This window comes from Brachybacterium sillae (assembly GCF_025028335.1).
GTDB classification, from domain to species: Bacteria; Actinomycetota; Actinomycetes; order Actinomycetales; family Dermabacteraceae; genus Brachybacterium; species Brachybacterium sillae.
In genome coordinates, this window is record NZ_JAFEUW010000001.1 from 2,193,429 (window position 1) to 2,213,216 (window position 19,788).

The 19,788-nt window shown below is 72.2% G+C and carries 17 protein-coding genes; 16 read left to right on the forward strand and 1 reads right to left on the reverse strand.

All coding sequences use genetic code 11. The features are described 5' to 3' along the window. Nucleotides 1-56: 56 nt before the first annotated feature. The 11 genes from pyrH to JSY14_RS10165 all read left to right on the forward strand — a co-directional run bounded on the left by pyrH (nt 57) and on the right by JSY14_RS10165 (nt 11,737). Nucleotides 57-818, forward strand: a complete 762-nt coding sequence (gene pyrH, locus JSY14_RS10115; protein ID WP_259558813.1) for a UMP kinase — start codon at nt 57-59, stop codon at nt 816-818. 166 nt (nt 819-984) lie between these two features. Next, entirely contained in the window at nt 985-1,551 is a 567-nt protein-coding gene (gene frr, locus JSY14_RS10120) for a ribosome recycling factor (protein WP_259558815.1), read from the forward strand. A gap of 33 nt (nt 1,552-1,584) precedes the next feature. Next, complete coding sequence (locus JSY14_RS10125; protein ID WP_259558816.1) at nt 1,585-2,526, forward strand: phosphatidate cytidylyltransferase; 942 nt, start codon at nt 1,585-1,587, stop codon at nt 2,524-2,526. After that, nucleotides 2,523-3,809 (forward strand): dual-specificity RNA methyltransferase RlmN, encoded by a 1,287-nt coding sequence (rlmN, locus tag JSY14_RS10130; RefSeq protein ID WP_259558818.1) that lies wholly within the window; start codon nt 2,523-2,525, stop codon nt 3,807-3,809. Before JSY14_RS10125 ends, rlmN begins: the two co-directional genes overlap by 4 nt. Before the next feature lie 78 nt (nt 3,810-3,887). After that, nucleotides 3,888-4,436, forward strand: a complete 549-nt coding sequence (locus JSY14_RS10135; protein WP_259558819.1) for a DivIVA domain-containing protein — start codon at nt 3,888-3,890, stop codon at nt 4,434-4,436. Continuing rightward, nucleotides 4,433-5,668, forward strand: coding sequence for a 1-deoxy-D-xylulose-5-phosphate reductoisomerase (gene dxr / locus JSY14_RS10140; protein ID WP_259558821.1), 1,236 nt, complete (start codon nt 4,433-4,435; stop codon nt 5,666-5,668). Before JSY14_RS10135 ends, dxr begins: the two co-directional genes overlap by 4 nt. After that, on the forward strand, nt 5,665-7,014 hold the full coding sequence (locus JSY14_RS10145; RefSeq protein WP_259558823.1) for a M50 family metallopeptidase: 1,350 nt from the start codon (nt 5,665-5,667) through the stop codon (nt 7,012-7,014). Before dxr ends, JSY14_RS10145 begins: the two co-directional genes overlap by 4 nt. A 64-nt stretch (nt 7,015-7,078) precedes the next feature. Next, nucleotides 7,079-7,531, forward strand: a complete 453-nt coding sequence (locus JSY14_RS10150) for a hypothetical protein (RefSeq protein ID WP_259559710.1) — start codon at nt 7,079-7,081, stop codon at nt 7,529-7,531. Between the two features lie 97 nt (nt 7,532-7,628). After that, nucleotides 7,629-8,786, forward strand: coding sequence for a flavodoxin-dependent (E)-4-hydroxy-3-methylbut-2-enyl-diphosphate synthase (ispG, locus tag JSY14_RS10155; protein WP_259558825.1), 1,158 nt, complete (start codon nt 7,629-7,631; stop codon nt 8,784-8,786). A 17-nt stretch (nt 8,787-8,803) separates the two neighbouring features. Further along, nucleotides 8,804-9,670, forward strand: a complete 867-nt coding sequence (locus JSY14_RS10160; RefSeq protein ID WP_259558827.1) for a GNAT family N-acetyltransferase — start codon at nt 8,804-8,806, stop codon at nt 9,668-9,670. Between the two features lie 294 nt (nt 9,671-9,964). Further along, a complete protein-coding gene (locus tag JSY14_RS10165; protein WP_259558828.1) occupies nt 9,965-11,737 on the forward strand; it encodes a proline--tRNA ligase in 1,773 nt (590 codons plus the stop codon). A 200-nt stretch (nt 11,738-11,937) separates the two neighbouring features. Here JSY14_RS10165 and JSY14_RS10170 read toward each other — a convergent pair whose 3' ends face one another. Further along, entirely contained in the window at nt 11,938-13,035 is a 1,098-nt protein-coding gene (locus JSY14_RS10170; protein WP_259558830.1) for a ferritin-like domain-containing protein, read from the reverse strand. 117 nt (nt 13,036-13,152) lie between these two features. Here JSY14_RS10170 and rimP point away from each other — a divergent pair, with 117 nt between their 5' ends. The 5 genes from rimP (at nt 13,153) to JSY14_RS10195 (ending at nt 19,766) form a co-directional block, all read left to right on the forward strand. Beyond that, nucleotides 13,153-13,773 (forward strand): ribosome maturation factor RimP, encoded by a 621-nt coding sequence (gene rimP / locus JSY14_RS10175; protein ID WP_259558832.1) that lies wholly within the window; start codon nt 13,153-13,155, stop codon nt 13,771-13,773. Nucleotide 13,774: 1 nt separating this feature from the next. Beyond that, on the forward strand, nt 13,775-14,815 hold the full coding sequence (nusA, locus tag JSY14_RS10180) for a transcription termination factor NusA (protein WP_259558833.1): 1,041 nt from the start codon (nt 13,775-13,777) through the stop codon (nt 14,813-14,815). A gap of 141 nt (nt 14,816-14,956) precedes the next feature. Continuing rightward, entirely contained in the window at nt 14,957-15,286 is a 330-nt protein-coding gene (locus tag JSY14_RS10185; RefSeq protein ID WP_259558835.1) for a YlxR family protein, read from the forward strand. Between the two features lie 73 nt (nt 15,287-15,359). Further along, the gene (gene infB, locus JSY14_RS10190) at nt 15,360-18,413 is read left to right on the forward strand and encodes a translation initiation factor IF-2 (protein WP_259558838.1); all 3,054 of its coding nucleotides are present in this window, start codon (nt 15,360-15,362) and stop codon (nt 18,411-18,413) included. A gap of 132 nt (nt 18,414-18,545) precedes the next feature. After that, nucleotides 18,546-19,766 (forward strand): TRM11 family methyltransferase, encoded by a 1,221-nt coding sequence (locus JSY14_RS10195; RefSeq protein WP_259558841.1) that lies wholly within the window; start codon nt 18,546-18,548, stop codon nt 19,764-19,766. Nucleotides 19,767-19,788: the final 22 nt, after the last annotated feature.

A 19,788-nucleotide genomic window follows, 5' to 3' on the forward strand; every position in this document is an offset into this window, starting at 1 on the left:
GCGGCGCCACCGCCCCGGTATCCTCGATCCGACCCCGACCCTGCGGAAGGACTCCGATGACCAGCCAGGCGACGTTCACCTCCCAGATCCCCGTGCTCCCCAAAAAGGAGCAGGGCCGGCGCGTGTTGCTGAAGCTGTCCGGGGAGGCCTTCGGCGGCGGCCGCGTGGGTGTCGATCCCGACGTCGTCTCCCGCATCGCGGGAGAGATCGCCGAGGGTGTCGCCCAGGGCGTCGAGTGCGCCGTCGTCGTCGGCGGCGGGAACTTCTTCCGCGGCGCCGAGCTGTCGCAGCGCGGAATGGACCGCCGCCGCGCCGACTACATGGGCATGCTCGGCACCGTCATGAACTGCCTGGCGCTGCAGGACTTCCTGGAGCAGAAGCAGGTCTCCACCCGCGTCCAGTCCGCGATCAGCATGAGCCAGGTGGCCGAACCGTACCTGCCCCTGCGGGCGGTGCGGCACCTCGAGAAGGGCCGCGTGGTGATCTTCGGTGCCGGCGCCGGCATGCCGTACTTCTCCACCGACACCGTCGCCGTGCAGCGCGCCCTGGAGATCGGTTGTCACGAGGTGCTGATGGCGAAGAACGGCGTGGACGGGGTCTACACCGCGGACCCGCGTACCGACCCGTCAGCCGAGCGCATCGACGCGATCACCTACGCGGAGGCGCTGCAGCGTGGGCTGAAGGTCGTCGACTCCACCGCCTTCAGCCTGTGCATGGACAACTCGCAGCCGATGCTGGTGTTCGGGATGGACGAGCCGGGCAACATCACCCGCGCCATGCGCGGGGACCGCATCGGCACCGTCGTCACCGGCGACTGAGACCCCCGGCGTTCGCACCCGCGCGGGCACCGCCCCGGCCACCGTCGTGGCCCGGGCCGACGCGGCGGGGCGCGGCCGGTCCGCATGTGAGAGAGAATGGGCGGCGACGTTCCGGCGGGCCCCCGCCCGCCACCCCTACGACGCCACCCGATCCGAGGAGGAACCCGTGAGCGAGGACATCGCCAGCATCCTGAAGGACGCCGAGATCAAGATGGGCAAGTCGGTGGAGGTGACGAAGGAGGAGTTCTCCGCCATCCGCACCGGCCGCGCCAACGCCGCGATGTTCCAGGGCATCACCGCCGAGTACTACGGCGCCCCGACGCCGCTGAACCAGCTCGCCTCCTTCCAGTTCCCCGAGGCCCGCACGATCATCGTCACCCCCTATGACAAGGGGGCGATGGCGGCGATCGAGACCGCCCTGCGCGAGTCCGACCTCGGGGTGAACCCCACCAACAACGGTGACACCCTCCGCCTGGTCCTGCCCGCCCTCACCGAGGAGCGCCGCAAGGACTACATCAAGCAGGCCAAGAACAAGGCCGAGGAGGGTCGCGTGGCCGTGCGCGGCTCCCGCGGCCAGGCGAAGAAGGCCATCGAGAAGCTGGTCAAGGACAAGCTGATCGGTGAGGACGAGGGCACGCGCGCCGAGAAGGACCTCGAGGCCGTCACCAAGAAGTACATCGAGCAGGTGGATCAGGCCCTCGAGGCCAAGGAGACGGAGCTGGCGACGGTCTGAGAGACCGCGCCCGTCGTCACCCGCCACCTGCCCGTGAGCATCACCGGCTCCTCCAGCGCGACGACCGACCAGGCCCCGGCCCGGTCGGTCGTCGACGTGCTGCCCGAGGCTGGGGCGCGCACCTCGCACGGTGACCACTCCGCGCCACCCGACGGCCACGCCAAGCGTCGCGGCCCCGGTCGTGACCTGCGCTGGGCGATCCCCGTCGGCATCGGCCTGCTAGTGCTGCTGCTGGTGGTGCTGTTCGTGGTCCCGGTGGCGCTGCCCGCACTGGTGGCCCTCGCGATCTGCCTCGGTCTGCTGGAGGCCGCCCGGGCTCTCGTCCAGGCGGACCTGCGCATCCCCGTCATGCCGCTGCTCGTCGGCGCCATCGGGATGGTCGTCTCCACCGCCGTGTTCGGCCCGGCGGGACTGGTGATCTCCACGGCGGTGGTGGTCTGCGCGGTGATCCTGTGGAGGTTGTCGGAGTCGCGGGGCCGCTCCGCGCTGCGGGATGTCTCCGCGGCGGTGTTCGCGCTGGCGTGGATCGCGTTCCTCGGCTGCTTCGTGATCCTGCTGTCGCAGCGCGACGCGGGCGCCTGGGCGGTGCTGCTGGCGCTGCTGGTGCCCGTCGCGAACGACACCGGTGGCTACCTGGTGGGAGTGCTGCTGGGGGCCCACCCGATGGCGCCACGGATCAGCCCCAAGAAGAGCTGGGAGGGTTTCGCCGGCTCCCTGATCACCGGCGTGGTGGTGGCGTCGCTGCTGGTGCAGGGCACGCTGCAGGCGCCCTGGTGGATCGGCGCAGTGATCGGGGCGATGCTGGTGGTGGTCTCCACCGTCGGTGACCTCGCCGAATCCCTGCTGAAGCGGGACCTCGGCATCAAGGACATGGGGCATCTGCTGCCGGGCCACGGAGGGATCCTCGACCGCACCGACTCGATGCTGCTGGCCGCCCCGACCACGTACGTGCTGCTGGAGGTGCTGCTGCCATGAGCCGACCCGATCCCACGCGACCGAACAGCGCCCTGCCGGACCTCTCCCGTGAGGTGGTGCCGGACCAGCCGGTGATGCTGGCGCCCGGCCAGCTGCAGCTGCGTCCCACCCGCCGCGGCAAGGCTCCCGCCCACCTGGCGGACCTCACTCTCGCCGAACGCCGCGAGGCCGTGCAGGAGATGGGTCTGCCCGCGTTCCGCGCCTCCCAGCTGTCCACCCACTACTTCGAGCACGCCACCACCCGGCCGGAGGACATGACGGACCTGCCGGCGGCGCGGCGCCAGGAGCTCGTCGACCGATTCTTCCCGCCGCTGCTGACGCTGGTCTCCCGGCAGCGCGCCGATCATGGCGCCACCCAGAAGATGCTGTGGCGGCTGTTCGACGGCTCTCTGGTGGAGTCCGTGCTCATGCGCTACCCGGGGCGCATCACGCTGTGCATCTCCTCCGAGGCCGGATGCGGCATGAACTGCCCCTTCTGCGCCACCGGACAGATGGGGCTGACCCGCAACCTCTCGGCCGCGGAGATCCTGGAGCAGGTGCGGATCGCCGACCGCATGCTCGCGGAGGGGGAGATCCCCGACCCGGCCGGGGATGACCCGGGGCCGCAGCGCGTCACGAACATCGTGTTCATGGGGATGGGGGAGCCTCTGGCGAACTACCGGGCCGTGGCCACCGCCTGCCGCCGCCTGAACGCGCCCGCCCCGGAGGGCTTCGGCATCAGCGCCCGCAACATCACCGTCTCGACCGTCGGCCTGGCCCCGGCGGTGCGCAAACTCATCGCCGAGGAGATCCCCGTGACCCTCGCCGTGTCGCTGCACGCTCCCGACGACGCCCTGCGCGATGAACTGGTGCCGATCAACACCCGCTACGACGTGGACGAGATCCTCGACGCCGCCCGCGCCTACTTCGACGCCACCGGCCGGCGCGTCAGCATCGAATATGCCCTGATCCGCGACATCAACGACCAGGCCGAACGGGCGGAGCTCCTGGCACAGCGGCTGATCGCCCGCGGCGGATCCCACTGGGTGCACGTCAATCCGATCCCACTGAACCCTGTGAAGGGATCGAAGTGGACGGCCTCCGACCCGCTGGTGGAGAAACGCTTCGTGGAGACCCTCCGCGCCCACGGCATCCGCACCACGGTGCGGGACACCCGTGGTTCCGACATCGACGGTGCCTGCGGGCAGCTCGCCGCGACGGTTCTGGAATCCGATGCGCATCGGGCCGACCGGGAAGCGCGCGTGGCGCGGGTCGAGGCCGTGGCGGGACGCACCGCCGGCTGAGGCCGTGCCGCACCGGCGGCAGCGGGGCCCCGCCGACTACAGTGGAACGCGATCGCCCTGCCCCTGGAAGGACCTCCCGTGAGCACTTCGTTCGAGCGCGTCTCCCGCTTCGGCCTCGGCTACGCCGTTGGGGAGGTCGACGACTTCCTCGCCCGTGCCCGCAGCGCCTACGAGGGGCGCGACGAGTCCTTCCGCGCCTCCGACATCTCCTCGGTGACGTTCTCGATGGAGCGCGGCGGTTACAGCATGCGGGCGGTGGATGACGCCCTGGACCGCCTCTCCGATGCGTTCGCGCTGCGTGCCCGCGACCACGCCATCGCCTCCGAGGGGGAGGAAGCCTGGGTGGCGCGTCTGACCGAGCGCGCGGAGGTGCTCCGGGAGCGGTTGGAACGGCCCGCCGGGCAGCGTTTCGCCCCCGGTGCCGACGGGGAGCCGAGCTACGACAAGCAGGACGTCGACGCCCTGTGCGACCAGCTCGTCGCCTATTTCACCGACGGCCTGCCGATGAGCGTGGATGATGTGCGTCGCGCCGCGTTCCGGCGTCGCAAGGGTGCCGACGGGTACCGGGAGGCCGTGGTCGATGTCTACCTCGACCATGTCGCCGACATCATGGCCTCCGTTCCGTGACCGGACGGGAGAGGACGTCGCCGGTCGCGTCCGAGCGCCGGATCGTGGTGCTCGGGGCCACCGGGTCCATCGGCACCCAGACCTTGGATGTGGTGGAGCGCTACCCGCAGCTCGGCCGCGTCCACGGCCTCGCCGTCGGCGGTTCCCGCCCTCAGCTGGTGGCCGAGCAGGTCGCCCGGCACCGCCCCGACCATCTCGCGGTGGCGCAGGAGCAGGACATCGACGCCGTGGAACGGGCCGTCGCCGAGGCCCTGCCGGACGGGCCACGGCCCCGGATCGACGGCGGAGCCGCCGCAGTCGAGGCCCTCGCCGGATCCCTCGGCCCCGAGGACGCCGTGGTCAACGGCATCACCGGCTCCGTCGGCCTGCGCCCCACCCTCGCGGCCCTCGCCTCCGGGGCCCGTCTGGCGCTGGCGAACAAGGAATCGCTGATCGTCGGCGGAGAGCTGGTCACGCGGGCGGCCGCGCCCGGGCAGCTGCTCCCGGTCGACTCCGAGCACACTGCGATCGCGCAGGCCCTCGCGGGGGTGCGCCCCGACCAGGTGGGTCGCCTGGTGGTCACCGCCTCCGGGGGGCCGTTCCGCGGCCGTACCCGCGACCAGCTGCGGGAGGTCGACCCCGCGCAGGCCCTGGCCCATCCCACCTGGGCGATGGGCCGGGTGATCACCACCAACTCCGCGACCCTGGTGAACAAGGCCCTCGAGGTGATCGAGGCCTGCTGGCTGTTCGACATGCCGGAGGACCGCGTCGACGTGGTGGTGCACCCACAGTCGATCGTGCACTCCATGGTCACGTTGGTCGACGGCTCCACCATCGCGCAGGCCAGCCCGCCGGACATGCGCCATGCGATCGGATGGGCCCTGGCGCACCCGGAGAAACTGCCCGGTCTGGCGGCGGCGCTCGACTTCCGTGCCCCCCAGCAGTGGACCTTCGAACCGGTCGATGAGGACACCTTCGGGGCGATCCGGCTGGCCCGTGCCGCGCACCGCCAGGGCCAGGGGGCGATGGCCGCCTACAACGCGGCGAACGAGGAGGCCGTGGCGGCGTTCCTCGATGGCCGGCTGCCGTTCCTGGACATCCTGGAGGTGATCCGCGCCGCCGTCGAGGACCCCGAGCGCCCCCGCGTCGGGGTCGAGCAGGGGGTCGTGGGTGTCCTCGAGGTCGAGGAGCGCGCCCGCACCGCCGCCCGGGAGGACATCGCCCGTCGCACCGGCGCCCGGGAGGCGCGGTGACCGCCCTCGCCTACGCGGCCGGGGTACTGCTGGCGGTGCTGGGGCTCGGGCTGTCGATCGCCCTGCACGAGATCGGGCATCTGGTGCCGGCCAAACGCTTCGGCGTGAAGGTCACGCAGTACATGATCGGGTTCGGCCCCACGCTGTTCTCCCGCCGCCGCGGGGAGACGGAGTACGGCATCAAAGCGATCCCGCTGGGCGGGTACATCCGCATGATCGGGATGTTCCCGCCGCGGCGCGACGATCCCGAGCAGCGAGTGCGTGCGGACTCCACCGGCTTCCTGCAGCAGATGCAGCGGATGAGCGACGAGGCCCGCGACTACGACGCGTCGCTGTACGACCCGGCCGATGCGCACCGCACCTTCGCAGCGCTGTCGGTGCCGCGCAAGCTCATCGTGATGGTGGGCGGGCCCACCATGAATCTTCTGATCTCCGTGGTGATGCTGACGGTGCTGTCCTGCGGGGTGGGCATGCCGCAGCTGACCCCGACCGTGCACTCCGTCTCCCAGTGCGTCGTCCCGGTGGATGCTCCCGCCGACGCCGGTTGCGAGGGCCGCCCCGCCGCCCCGGCCGCCGCTGCGGGCATCCGCCCGGGGGACCGGTTGCTCAGCATCGACGGCCACCGCATCGAGACCTGGGACGATGCCACCGCCGCAATCCGCGGTGCCGGAGACCGCACCATCCCCGTGGTGGTGGATCGGGACGGCACCCAGCGCACCCTGCAGGTCACCCCGATCCTCGACGACCGCCCCGTGCTCGACGCCGACGGGCAGGTGCAGCGTCGCGCCGACGGCAGCGTCGTCACCGAACGCGCCGGGTTCCTCGGCGTCTCCCCGTCCAGCGGGTTCGTGCGCCAGTCCCCGCTGGAGGTGCCCGGGCTGGTGTGGCGCACCTTCAGCGGCACGGTGCATCTCGTGATCGGTCTGCCTGCGCGCCTGGTGGACGTCGCCCAGGCGGCGTTCGGCACCGAGGAGCGCGACCCGAACGGACCGATCGGCGTGGTGGGGGTCTCCCGCCTCGCCGGTGAGGTGGTGGCCGCCCGGGAACCCGGCATCGACCTGCAGGCGAAACTGTTTCTGCTGGTGTCGATGCTCGGGTCGCTGAACATGGCGCTGTTCGTGTTCAACCTGGTGCCGCTGCTGCCGCTGGACGGTGGCCATATGGCCGGGGCGCTGGTGGAGGGTGCCCGGCGGATGATCGCCCGCTGGCGTGGCCAGCCCGATCCCGGACCGGTCGACACCTCCCGGATGCTGCCAGTGGCGAACGTGGTGTTCATGGTGTTCCTGGTGATGACCATGCTGCTGCTCTATGCGGACATCGTGCGGCCGGTGCGCCTGTTCCCGTGAGAGCCGCGCACGGCGCGACCACCCACCGGCTCCGGGTCGTCCATCGACTCCATACCCTGGCGTCATGACCGGCCGCTACCGCGAGTTCCAGGACGCTGCGCTGACCTTGGCGAGGACCTCTGCGGAGCGCAGTGTCGCCGAGTTCCTCCGCCAGGAGGGGCCGGAGTTCTTCGACCTGAGGCGGGCGGCCACGGTGCTCGACGACCAGGAGCAGCTGGTGGCGGCCGCGCCGCTCCCGAGCGCGGACGATGATCCGCCGTTCCTCATCGTGACCGACCGGCGGGTGCTGCGCGTCGTGCGAGGGCTGCTGCGGTGGCGGGTGCGGGAGGAACGCCCCCGCGCCGACATCACGGAGGTCCGCCTGACCGGTGCGACGCTGCTCTCGCCTCCGACGGTGCGGTTCCGGTCCCACGCGCACCGCGACCTGGTGGCGGAGGTGGCGCTGATCGAGGCGCAGGAGGCCCGGTTGCGGGACCGACTGCACCGGACTTTCGGCGACGTTTATCGCGAGAGCTGACGGGACGCCGCCCCGCGCGGGGCGACACCTGTGCAGGTCGCGTAGAGGTGGCGCGGCCCACCACCACGGCGGAGCCGGTACCTGCGATGATGGAGCCGTGACTTCCGTGAGCCTCGGCATCCCCACTGTCAAGACGCCGCCGCCGGTGCTGGCGCCGCGTCGTCCCACCCGCAAGGTCAGGCTGGGCACCATCGCCGTCGGCGGTGATGCCCCCATCACCGTGCAGTCGATGACCACCACCCCGACGCATGACATCAACGCGACGCTGCAGCAGATCGCGGAGCTCACCGCAGCCGGGTGCGATATCGTGCGCGTCGCCTGCCCGCGCCAGGAGGACGCCGACGCGCTGGTGGCCATCGCCGCGAAGTCCCCGATCCCGGTGATCGCCGACATCCATTTCCAGCCGAAGTACGTCTTCGCCGCGATCGAGGCCGGCTGCGCCGGGGTGCGGGTGAACCCGGGCAACATCCGCCGGTTCGACGATCAGGTGAAGGACATCGCGCAGGCGGCGAAGGACCACGGCACGGCCCTGCGGATCGGCGTGAACGCCGGGTCGATCGACCCGCGCATGCTCAAGGGCGACCGGGTAACCCCGGAGGCGCTGGTCGCCTCCGCCGTGTGGGAGGCGAGCCTGTTCGAGGAGCACGACTTCCACGACTTCGGGATCTCCGTGAAGCACAACGACCCGGTGATCATGGTGGAGGCCTACCGGCAGCTGTCCGAGAAGGGCGACTGGCCGCTGCACCTCGGTGTCACCGAGGCCGGGCCCGCCTTCCAGGGCACCATCAAATCGTCCGTGGCGTTCGGCATCCTGCTGTCGGAGGGCATCGGCGACACCATCCGGGTGTCGCTGTCGGCCCCGCCGGTGGAGGAGGTGAAGGTGGGGGTGCAGATTCTGCAGTCCCTGAACCTGCGCCCCCGCACCCTCGACATCGTCTCGTGCCCGTCGTGCGGCCGCGCCCAGGTCGATGTGTACACCCTCGCCGAGAAGGTCACCGAGGGGTTGAAGCATCTGGACGTGCCGCTGCGGGTGGCGGTGATGGGCTGCGTGGTGAACGGACCGGGTGAGGCCCGTGAGGCCGACCTCGGGGTCGCCTCCGGCAACGGCAAGGGGCAGATCTTCGTCAAGGGCGAGGTCATCAAGACCGTTCCGGAGGCGGAGATCGTCGAGACCCTGCTGGCGGAGGCGAACCGGATCGCCGCGGAGATGGGCGAGGACACCGACGCGGGAGCCCCGTCGGTGTCGGTCCGCTGAGTCGGATCGGCCAAGGCATGCTGCGCGGACGCGGCCCGCGGGTGCGGCCCGTGAGGGTCGGGGCCACCGCCGACGCGCTGCGGCGGCTCGCCGCCGATCCTGCACAGACCGCCCTCGCCGGGACGCGGCTGGAGGAGCTCAGTCACAGCGCCGCCGTGTCCCGCGAGTTCTCGCAGGTGGTGGAGCGTGGTGCGGACCCTGCTGTGCTGTGGCACGGGGTGAACGTGTTCCCCGTGGGGATCACCGGGGGCGACCCGGCCACGCAGGGAACCGCCCGGGCGTTCGCGGACCTGCTGCTCGGCGAGCCGCTGCGGGCCAGTTCGCTTGTGGGGCCGCGCGCCGAGGCGGAGGCCCTGTGGGGGCTGCTCGCCCCGGTCTGGGAGCCCCGGGTGCGGGAGTACCGCTGGTCCCAGCCGGTCCTCGAAGCCCTCGCGGAGCCGCGGGTCGACCCGCACCCCGGGCTGCGACCAGCGGTGGCGGGAGAGGCCGACCTGGTGGCTCCCGCCGCGATCGCGATGTTCCGCGAGGAGGTCGGCGTGGATCCGACGGCCCGCGACGGTGGCCTCGGATACCGCGCGCGGGTGCGATGGCTGGTGGAGTCCGGACGCACCTATGTGGTGGAGCAGGCGGGCACCGTGGTGTTCAAAGCCGATGTGGGGGCGGTGTTCAGCGGGGTGGCGCAGATCCACGGTGTGTGGACACACCCCCAGCTGCGTGGCCGGGGCCTGGCCCGGGCGGCGATGGCGGCGCTCGTGCCGATGGTCCGCCGCGACCATGCCCCCCGGGTCTGCCTGTACGTCAACGACTTCAACGAGCCTGCGCGCCGTGCCTACACCGCCGCAGGGTTCGACCAGGTGGGAGAGCTGTCGACGATCCTGTTCTGACAGCATCGCAGGGCGTGTGCGGTGCACGGTCGGAATCCGCCTGGAGCCACGGCTCTGCGGTGGTGGGCAGGATCGTCAGGACTGCAGCAGCGCGGTCAATCCACGGGGCCGTGCCTCCGGCACCCCAGGACAGACTGATCAGTGCCTGCAGGGTGCCGCAGACGGCCGCGGCGATGAACCACGGCGTGGAGGGGCAGAAGAGCCGGGGTGGGGTGATCTCCCCGACGCCAGTCTGCCCCGGGGCTGCCCGCACTACGATGAACCCACCCCTTCCCGTCGTCGAGAGGCTCCCTGATGCTGCGCATGTCCACCGCCTTCCTCCGCACCCTGAGGGAGGACCCGGCGGACGCCGAGGTCGCCAGCCACAAGCTCCTGGTCCGGGCGGGGTACATCCGTCGCAGCGCCCCCGGGATCTACACCTGGCTGCCCCTGGGCCTGCGCGTGCTGCGCCGCGTGGAGCAAATCGTCCGTGAGGAACAGGACGCCATCGGCGGTCAGGAGATCCTCTTCTCGGCCCTGCAGCCGAAGGAGCCCTATGACGCCACCGGTCGGTGGACCGAGTACGGCGATGGCATCTTCCGTCTGCAGGACCGCAAGCGCGCCGACTACCTCCTCGCCCCCACCCACGAGGAGATGTTCACCCTGCTGGTGAAGGACCTGTACTCCTCGTACAAGGACCTCCCGGCGATGATCTACCAGATCCAGACGAAGTTCCGTGACGAGGCCCGACCCCGTGCGGGCCTGCTGCGCGTTCGGGAGTTCGTCATGAAGGACGCCTACTCCTTCGACGTCGACGATGCCGGACTCGCGGCCAGCTACGACCGACAGCGCGAGGCCTACACCCGCACCTTTGAGCGCCTGGGTCTGCCGACTGTCATCTGCCAGGCCGATGCCGGGGCCATGGGTGGTTCTCGCTCCGAGGAGTTCCTGCATCCGACGCCGGTGGGGGAGGACACCTTCGTCGTCTCCGACGGCGGGTACGCCGCGAACGTGGAGGCCGTCACCACAGTCGCCCCCGCCCCCCTGAGCGCCGAGGAGATCGCGCAGCTGCCCGCCGCCCGGGAGGTCACCACCCCCGGCGCCGGAACCATCGACGCCCTGGTGGAGCACCTCAATGCCCACGAGCCCCGTGAGGACGGCCGCCCCTGGAACGCCGCCGACACCCTCAAGGCCCTCATCTACATGCTCCACCACCCTGACGGGACCACCCAGCCGCTGCTGGTGATGATCCCCGGCGATCGGCAGGTCGATGAGAAGCGCCTCGAGGTCGCCCTCGCCCCGTCCGTCGCGGTGCCGTTCACCGAGGAGGACTTCGCAAAGCACCCCGCACTGGTGAAGGGCTTCACCGGTCCCATCGGCCTGGGGGAGGACAGCGAGAGCGGTGTCAAGGTGCTGATCGATCCGCGGGCAGCGCACGGCACCCGCTGGGTGGTCGGCTCGCGTGCCCAGGACACCCACACCCTCGATGTGGTGCCCGGGCGGGACTTCACCCCCGATGGCTACATCGAGGCGGCGGAGATCCGCGATGGCGACCCCGCCCCCGACGGCTCCGGGCCGCTGCGCCTGACCCGCGGCATGGAGATGGGGCACATCTTCCAGCTGGGCCGCAAGTACGCCGACGCCCTCGGCCTGCAGGTGCTCGACGAGAACGGCAAGCAGGTCACGGTCACCATGGGCTCCTACGGCATCGGCGTCACCCGCGCCGTCGCCGCGATCGCCGAGGCCTACCACGACGAGAAGGGCCTGGTGTGGCCGCGGGCGGTGGCGCCTGCCGACGTCCACATCGTCGCCACCGGCAAGGACGAGGCCGTCTTCACCGAGGCCGAGCGCATCGCCGAGGAACTCGAGGACGCCGGCCTCGAGGTGATCTACGACGACCGCCCCAAGGTCTCCCCGGGCGTGAAGTTCAAGGACGCTGAACTCCTCGGCGTGCCCACCGCGATCGTCGTCGGCCGCGGGCTCGCGCAGGGAGTCGTGGAGATCCGTGACCGCGCCACCGGCGAGGTCACCGAGACCACCTCGCAGGAGGTCGTCGCCCAGGTGCAGGAGGTCGTGCGCGGCGCCTGAGCCGGGCACCCCGCCCGACACGCGGTGACCGGGCGAAGTACGCCGCGGCCGGGTGGCGTACACCGCAACCCTGCACGGATTGCGCGTCTCGTTTCCACTTTCTGGACACGAGACGCGCAATCCGTGCACTCCGGCGGGGCGGCGGACCGGCACCGCGGACGGTCGGGCGAGGCGCACAGCGGCCAGCGGAGCGCCCCGGCCTACTCCCCGAGGCGCAGACTCGGCAGCGGCGCGAGCGACGGCACCCTGGGCCCCGCCCAGGTGGCCTCCTCATACGCCGCGGCGACAGCCACGGCACGGCGCTCGAAGGGCGCCGCGCCCGCCAGTGCCACATGCGTGGCGATCAGCCCGGCCGACACGCTCACTGCGCGCCGGGCCAGGGCCTCATCGTCGGCGTCGTCCCCGCCCAGCGCGTACACCGCCTGCGGCATCGCCACCGGTGCCTGATCGGCCCGGGCGATGCCCGCGAGCTCCTCCGCCCGCGTCCGGTGACGGTCTCTCAGGGTCAGGGCGTCGTTGCGGGCCTGCCCGGTGGAGCGCGCCGCGATGACCTCGTGCAGCCAGGCGGCGAACCACTCGTCCTGCTGGGCCAGGTCGAGCATGTGGTGGTAGTCCTGCTCCGCCCCGATCGACGGCGGATCCCACGCCGGCACCTCCCGCGTCGGGGTGAGTCGCTCCGCCGGTCGCGGAGCCGGGACGGTCGGTTCCGCGGTCGAGCTTCCGCCTGCTGCACGCGCTTCCAGTGCCGCGAGCCGGACCGCCGCCCACGTGGCGTGGGCGCCCACCGCGGTGACCGGGCGCGCCAGACGCCCCGAGATCTGCACGGCCGCATCGGCACACATCTCCCGCAGCGCCACCAGGCGGCCCCGCAGCGCAGCCGGGTCGGTCGCCACGGGACTCGCCGCAGGGGAGCCCGCCGCCGCCGAGGACGACTCGGCCGACGCGGCGGCCTCCGCCTCCGCCCCGGTGCGCAGCGCCTCCCGATGCCTCTGCAGCGCCGCCCGCAACTCCTCCAGGGCCGACGCCACCGCCGGTGCGGCGCCTGCGGGGGTGCCTGCCGCCGCCCACGCCGACTCCACGGCCTCCAGCAGGTCCCGCCGATACAGGTCATCGATCCCCGGCGGAGGAGGGGTCTGCGGGGCGGGGCTGCCCACCCGCACCGATCCGCAGGCGGCCAGCACCGGCATGGTCACGACACCCGCCACTGCGCCCTGCAGGAGGGAACGACGCGACGGGTCGGGTGACGACGGGCCGCGACGCGAGGGGTCCTTTGTGGTGACGAGGCTGGGTCGGGGCACCCGCCGATTGTGTCACCCGCGCTAGAGTAGACGCAGGCCGCAGAGCGACCGCGTGGACCCCCATTCCTCGCCCGGCCCGCGGTGCCCCCGCACAATCGAGACGAAGGAGAGTGGGCCGTGACCTCTGATGACCCGCACGGGACCGCTGCGCAGCTGCGTGAACGCGTCGACCCCCTCCTTCGGGACCGGGGTCTGCTCGTCGAGGACGTGACCGTCCGACCCGGCGCCACCACCACTGCGGTGATCACCGTGGACCTCGCCGGTGACGAGCCCGGCGGTGTCGACTCCGACATCCTCGCCGACGTCTCCCGCGAGATCTCCGACCTCGTCGAGACGGAGGACCTCCTGGGCGCCGGCCCCTCCCTGCTCGAGGTCACCACCCCCGGGGCGGAACGCCCCCTGACCACCCTGCGTCACGCCCGCCGCTCCCGCGGCCGACTCGTGCGGGTGCAGGTGCGCGACGGGCACGACCTCTCCGGGGAGCCGTTCCTGGCCCGGCTGGAGGACGCCACCGAGGACGGCGTGCTGACCCTCGCGCCGCGCCGTGACCGCGACGCCAAGGGGCGACCCATCGGCCGCAGGCTGCCGCCGCAGGTACAGGTGGACTTCGCCGACCTCGCCTCCGCCCGCGTCGAGGTGGACCTCAGCGGCGCCACCTCCCCGGACGCCGCCCCCACCGGGGGCACCCCGACCCCTGACGACGACGAGCCCGGTGACGCACCGGCGAAGGAGCGCTGAGATGGACATCGACATGCGGGCGCTGCGCGCCCTGGAGCAGGAGCGGGAGATCCGGATCGATGTGCTCATCGACGCGATCCGGCAGGCGCTGCTGGTGGCGTATCAGCACACGGATCACCCGGTGAAGGACGCCGAGGTGCGGATCGACGAGCGCACCGGCACCGTCAGCGTCATCGCCCGCGCCCTCGACGAGAACGGCGAGGTCGAGGAATGGGACGACACCCCGGAGGACTTCGGTCGGGTCGCCGCCGCCACCGCCCGGCAGGTGATCTTCCAGCGCATCCGCGCCCTCGAGGACGATGCGGTGCTCGGGGAGTACGCCGACCGTGCCGACGACGTCGTCTCCGGCGTCATCCAGCAGGGCCGCGACCCGCGCCTGGTGCTCGTGGACCTCGGCAGCGTTGAGGCTGTGCTGCCGCCGCATGAGCGTGTGCCGGGGGAGGACTACTCCCACGGCCGCCGCCTGCGCGCGTACGTCACCGAGGTGCGTCGCGGCCCCAAGGGACCGCAGATCACCCTCTCCCGCACCCACCCGAACCTGGTGCGGCGCCTGTTCGCCCTCGAAGTGCCGGAGGTGGCCGACGGGACCGTCGAGATCGCCGGTCTCGCCCGTGAGTCGGGTCACCGCACCAAGATGGCCGTGCGCGCCACCGTCCCGGGCGTCAACGCCAAGGGCGCCTGCATCGGGCCGATGGGCGCCCGCGTGCGGGCGGTGATGAACGAACTCGACGGGGAGAAGATCGACATCGTCGACTTCGATGAGGACCCCGCCGCGTACGTCCGCAACGCTCTGTCCCCGGCGACGGTGAGCAGCGTCGTCGTGATCGACGAGGTCGGCCGCACCGTCCGGGCGGTCGTGCCCGCCGACCAGTTCTCCCTGGCCATCGGCAAGGAGGGGCAGAACGTGCGGTTGGCTGCGAAGCTCACCGGCTGGCGGATCGACATCCGCGCCGAGGGTGAGGAGAGCCGGGCTGTCGCGACGGCCGACCCGTCCGGGGCGACCAGCGGCGACGGGACGGGCGACCGGCCCGCCCGTCGGTGAGGCCCGTCACCCGGTTCTGACCTCGGCACCCCGCCTGCGCACGGCCTCGGGCTATGCTGGGTGGGCTGTGCCCCCGTGCCCGCCCGTCGGCGATCCCGCCGTCGCGTCGGTCCCGGGGCCGCTCGGATCGGAGGTGGGGGAGTGAGTGATCGCTCCACCGCCGCGGGTCCGCAGCGGACGTGCATCGGTTGCCGACAGGTCACCGAGCGCGAGCAGCTGGTGCGTCTGGTCCGGGTCGACAGCCCGGACGGCGGCACGCCGCAGCTGCGGCACGACCCCACGGGGTCGGCGCCGGGGCGAGGGGCGTGGCTGCACCCGGACGCCACGTGTCTCGATCGCGCCCTGCGGCGCGGAGCCGCGGCCCGGTCCTTCCGGTCCGCGGTGGACACCGGGCATCTGGCCCGGGACCTCGAGTCCGTGATCACCTCACCCACTCGGAAGCGTGGAGACGAAGCAATGGACATCCGATGAGTACTCGATCATGAGCACCCACTGGAGCTAATGGTCCGCGCCCTCCTGTCGCGCGGACCGAGACAGGAGAGAAGTGGCAAAGGTCCGCGTCCACGAGCTCGCGAAGGAGCTCGGACAGCCCAGCAAGATCGTTCTGCAGAAGCTGCAGGACATGGGCGAATTCGTGCGGTCGGCCTCGTCGACCATCGAGGCGCCCGTCGCCCGACGTCTGCGGGAGCAGTTCCCCGCCGCCGGTGACGGCGGCTCCGGTGATGCCGCGCCCGCCAAGCCCGGTGCGGCGAAGCCCGGTGCGGCGAAGCCCACCGGCGGTGCCCGCCCCGGCGCCCCCAAGCCCGGTGCCACCCCCGGCGGCACTGCTGATGCCGCCGCGAAGGCCCCGCAGCCCGAGGCATCCCCCGCCAAGCCCGCCGTCGGCGCGTCCGCGAGCGATGCCCCGCAGCGCGGTGACACCACGAAGCCCGGTGCCCCGACGCCCGGTGCGGCCTCGCCGGCCGCCCCCAAGCCCGGTGCCGCGAAGCCCGGCGCCTCCAAGCCCGGTGCCCCCACCCCCGGCGCTGCGGCCAAGCAGCCGGCAGCCCCCGCCTCCGAGGAGTCCTCGGGTCGCGGTGGTTCCCCCACCCCGGGTGCCCCGAAGCCCGGTGGTCGGACCTCGCCGTCCGCCGGTCGCGGCGGGGAGGAGAAGTCGGCCCCGCGTCCCGGCGGTGCCCGCCCCGGTAACAACCCCTTCGCGTCCAGCCAGGGGATGCCGCGGCCCGGTGGCCCGCGTCCGCAGCAGCGCAGTGGGGCGCCCCGCCCCGGCAACAATCCCTTCGCGTCCAGCCAGGGGATGCCGCGGCCCGGTGGCCCGCGTCCGCAGCAGCGTGACGGTGCCGGCGCCGGAGGTCCGCGTCCGCAGCAGCGTGACGGTGCCGGCGCCGGAGGTCCGCGTCCGCAGCAGCGTGATGGTGCGCCCCGTCCCGGTGGTCCCCTTCCCGGTGCGCGCCCCGGCATGCCCACGCCCGGGATCATGCGTCAGCATGCCCAGGGTGGCCTGGCCGATGCCCGTCCCGGTGGTGGTCGCCCCGGTGGCGGCCGCGGCGGCGGTCGGCCCGGTGGTGGCGGTGGCCCGCGCAGCGGCGGTGGTCCCGGCGGTGGCGGTGGCTTCCCCGGGGGTGGCCCCCGCGGTGGTCGCGGTGGCCGCGGCAGCACCCAGGGTGCCTTCGGGCGCGGTGGCAAGCCGGCCCGCTCGCGCAAGTCGAAGCGCGCCAAGCGCCAGGAATTCGAGCAGATGCAGGCTCCGGCGCCGGGTGGTGTGCAGATCCCGCGCGGTGACGGCAACACCGTCATCCGTCTGCGCCGCGGTGCCTCGCTGACCGATTTCGCCGACCGCATCGACGTCAACCCCGCGTCGTTGATCACGGTGCTCTTCGCCATGGGCGAGATGGCCACGGCCACCCAGTCCCTCGACGAGGACACCTTCCAGCTGCTCGGCGAGGAGCTCGGCTACAGGATCGAGATCGTCTCCCCGGAGGATGAGGAGCGCGAGCTGCTGGAGCAGTTCGACATCGACCTCGACGCCGAGCTGGAGGCCGAGGACGACGAGGACCGCCTGCCGCGTCCACCGGTCGTCACCGTGATGGGTCACGTCGACCACGGCAAGACCCGCCTGCTCGACGCCATCCGCCACTCTCGTGTGGTCGAAGGCGAGGCCGGCGGCATCACCCAGCACATCGGTGCGTACCAGGTGAGCGTCGACCACGAGGGCGAAGAGCGTGCCATTACGTTCATCGACACCCCGGGTCACGAGGCGTTCACCGCCATGCGTGCCCGTGGTGCGCAGGTCACCGACATCGCGATCCTCGTGGTCGCCGCGGATGACGGCGTGATGCCGCAGACGATCGAGGCCCTGAACCACGCGCAGGCGGCCGACGTGCCGATCGTCGTGGCGGTCAACAAGATCGACAAGCCCGAGGCGAACCCCGACAAGATCCGCCAGCAGCTGACGGAGTACAACCTGATCGCCGAGGAGTACGGCGGCGACACCATGTTCGTCGACGTCTCCGCCCGCGAGAACCTGCACATCGACAGCCTGCTCGAGGCGGTGCTGCTCACGGCGGACGCCGCCCTCGATCTGCGGGCGAACCCGAACAAGGACGCGCGCGGTGTGGCCATCGAGGCGAACCTGGACCGCGGACGTGGCCCGGTCGCCACGGTGCTGGTGCAGCAGGGCACACTCCACGTGGGCGACGCCATCGTCTGCGGCACCGGCCACGGTCGTGTGCGCGCCATGCTCGACGAGCACGGGGAGAACGTCACCGAGGCCGGGCCGTCGCGTCCGGTGCAGGTGCTCGGTCTGACCTCCGTGCCCGGGGCCGGCGACTCCTTCCTGGTCGCCCAGGACGAGCGCACCGCCCGGCAGATCGCCGAGAAGCGCGAGGCGGCGCAGCGTGCCGCGGCCCTGTCCAAGGCCCGCAAGCGCATCAGCCTCGAGGACATCAACAAGGCCATGTCCGAGGGCAAGGTCGAGACCCTCAACCTCATCCTCAAGGGCGACGCCGCCGGTTCGGTGGAGGCCCTGGAGGAGGCGCTGCTCGGCATCGATGTGGGCGAGGACGTCCAGCTGCGGATCATCGACCGCGGCGTCGGCGCGATCACGATGAACAACATCAACCTCGCCGTCGCCTCGGACGCCGTGATCATCGGTTTCAACGTGCGTGCCGAGGGACAGAACGCCGAGTACGCCGACCGCGAGGGCGTCGAGATCAAGTACTACTCGGTGATATACCGGGCCATCGAAGAGGTGGAGCAGGCCCTGCAGGGCATGCTCAAGCCGGAGTACGAGGAGGCCGAGCTGGGCACCGCGGAGATCCGCGAGATCTTCCGTTCGTCGAAGTTCGGCAACATCGCCGGCTCCATCGTCCGCAGCGGCGAGATCCGCCGTGGGGCGAAGGCCCGCATCACCCGCAACGGTGTGGTCATCACGGAGGACCTCGAGATCGCCGGTCTGCGGCGGTTCAAGGACGACGTCACCGAGGTCCGCGAGGGCTACGAGTGCGGTATCAACCTGGGGTCGTTCAACGATCTCCAGGTCGAGGACCTCATCACCACCTACGAGATGCGGGAGAAGCCGCGCGTCACCACCAAGTGACCGCTCCGGTGGGGGCCTGCGCGCAGGCCCCCGCCGGTCCGCGCGCCCGGTCACCGCATCGGGCACGGTCCGGGTGGTGCGTCCGCCCCGGAAGAGCGCGATCCCGAGCGGCCCGACCCGGAGGAACCTGATATGACCGCGGACCGTCCCGCGAGAGGGGGCCCGACCCCGGCCGACAGCAGCCCCGTCGGTGGCCCCGGTGGCACCTCCCTGCGGGTGTTGCGGGCGCCGTCGACGAACCGGGTGTACGCCGACACCGCCGGGCCGCTGGTCACCGCCGAGCTGCGGTGGGTGCTCGGTGCCCACCTCGGCCAGCCTGTCCTCGTCCGGGACGCCCCCCGGGCGGGTCTGGAGCTGATGACGGTGGAGACCCCCGCCCCGCGCGACCAGGTGCTGCAGCTGCTGCCCGCCACCTCGGCCGTGCAGGGGGTCTTCCTGCCGCACCCGGTCGGCGCCGGGAACGCCGAGCGCGAGCTGCTCGAACCCCTCGAGCCCGCCTGGAGCCTGCGCCACCCCAGTGCGCTGGAGACCACCCTGAAATACCCCGGCAAGACGAACGAGCAGTTCACCGCCCTGCTGATCGCTCTCGCCGCGGCCCTCAGCGGCCACCGATCCGGGCTGCTCGACGGCACCCTGCGTCTGCTCGACCCCCTGTGCGGGCGCGGCACCACCCTCAACCGGGCGCTGCGCCTGGGTCTGAGCCCCCTCGGGGCGGAGGTCGACGCCAAGGACGTCGAGCAGTACCGCGTGTTCCTCGGAACCTGGCTGAAGGATCAGCGGCTGCCGCACCACCTCGACCACGGCGCTCTGACCGTCGCCCGCAAGCGCCTCGGTACCCGCCTCGAGGTCCGGATCGCCACCGACCGCGCGGCGCAGCGCCGCGGCGAGGAGCAGACCGTCACGGTGCTCGGCTGCGACACCGCTGCCCTCGACGCGCTGGTGCCGGCCCGGTCCGTGGACGCGCTCGTCGCCGACCTCCCGTACGGGGTGCAGCACGGCGGCCGCGCCGACGGCGTGTGGCGTCGCTCCCCGCTGGACCTGCTGGCCGCCGCGGCTCCCGCCTGGCGCGGCCTCCTGCGCCGCGACGCCGGGATGGCTCTGGCGATCAACCGCCACAGCACCCCACCCGCCCGGGCCGCCGAGGTGCTCACCGACGCCGGATTCCGGGTACTGCCCACCGGTGACGACTTCCGCCACCGCGTCGACCGGTCCATCGACCGGGATGTCGTGCTGGCCGTACCCGCCGACCACCCGGAGGGGGAGCGGCTCGCAGCGCTCGCGGACCAGCTGCAGGCGGACCAGCGACAGGCGGACCAGCGACAGGCGGACCAGCCTGCCGCGTCGGCCCGATAGGCTGGGCCGTCAGGATCCCGAG

What these genes read in the sequence shown, in the direction of transcription:
- pyrH (WP_259558813.1), top strand. Translation starts at nt 57, where the DNA reads ATGACCAGCCAGGCGACGTTCACCTCCCAGATCCCCGTGCTCCCCAAA.
- JSY14_RS10165 (WP_259558828.1), top strand. Translation starts at nt 9,965, where the DNA reads ATGCTGCGCATGTCCACCGCCTTCCTCCGCACCCTGAGGGAGGACCCG.
- JSY14_RS10195 (WP_259558841.1), top strand. Translation starts at nt 18,546, where the DNA reads ATGACCGCGGACCGTCCCGCGAGAGGGGGCCCGACCCCGGCCGACAGC.
- nusA (WP_259558833.1), top strand. Translation starts at nt 13,775, where the DNA reads ATGGACATCGACATGCGGGCGCTGCGCGCCCTGGAGCAGGAGCGGGAG.
- rlmN (WP_259558818.1), top strand. Translation starts at nt 2,523, where the DNA reads ATGAGCCGACCCGATCCCACGCGACCGAACAGCGCCCTGCCGGACCTC.
- JSY14_RS10150 (WP_259559710.1), top strand. Translation starts at nt 7,079, where the DNA reads ATGACCGGCCGCTACCGCGAGTTCCAGGACGCTGCGCTGACCTTGGCG.
- JSY14_RS10160 (WP_259558827.1), top strand. Translation starts at nt 8,804, where the DNA reads ATGCTGCGCGGACGCGGCCCGCGGGTGCGGCCCGTGAGGGTCGGGGCC.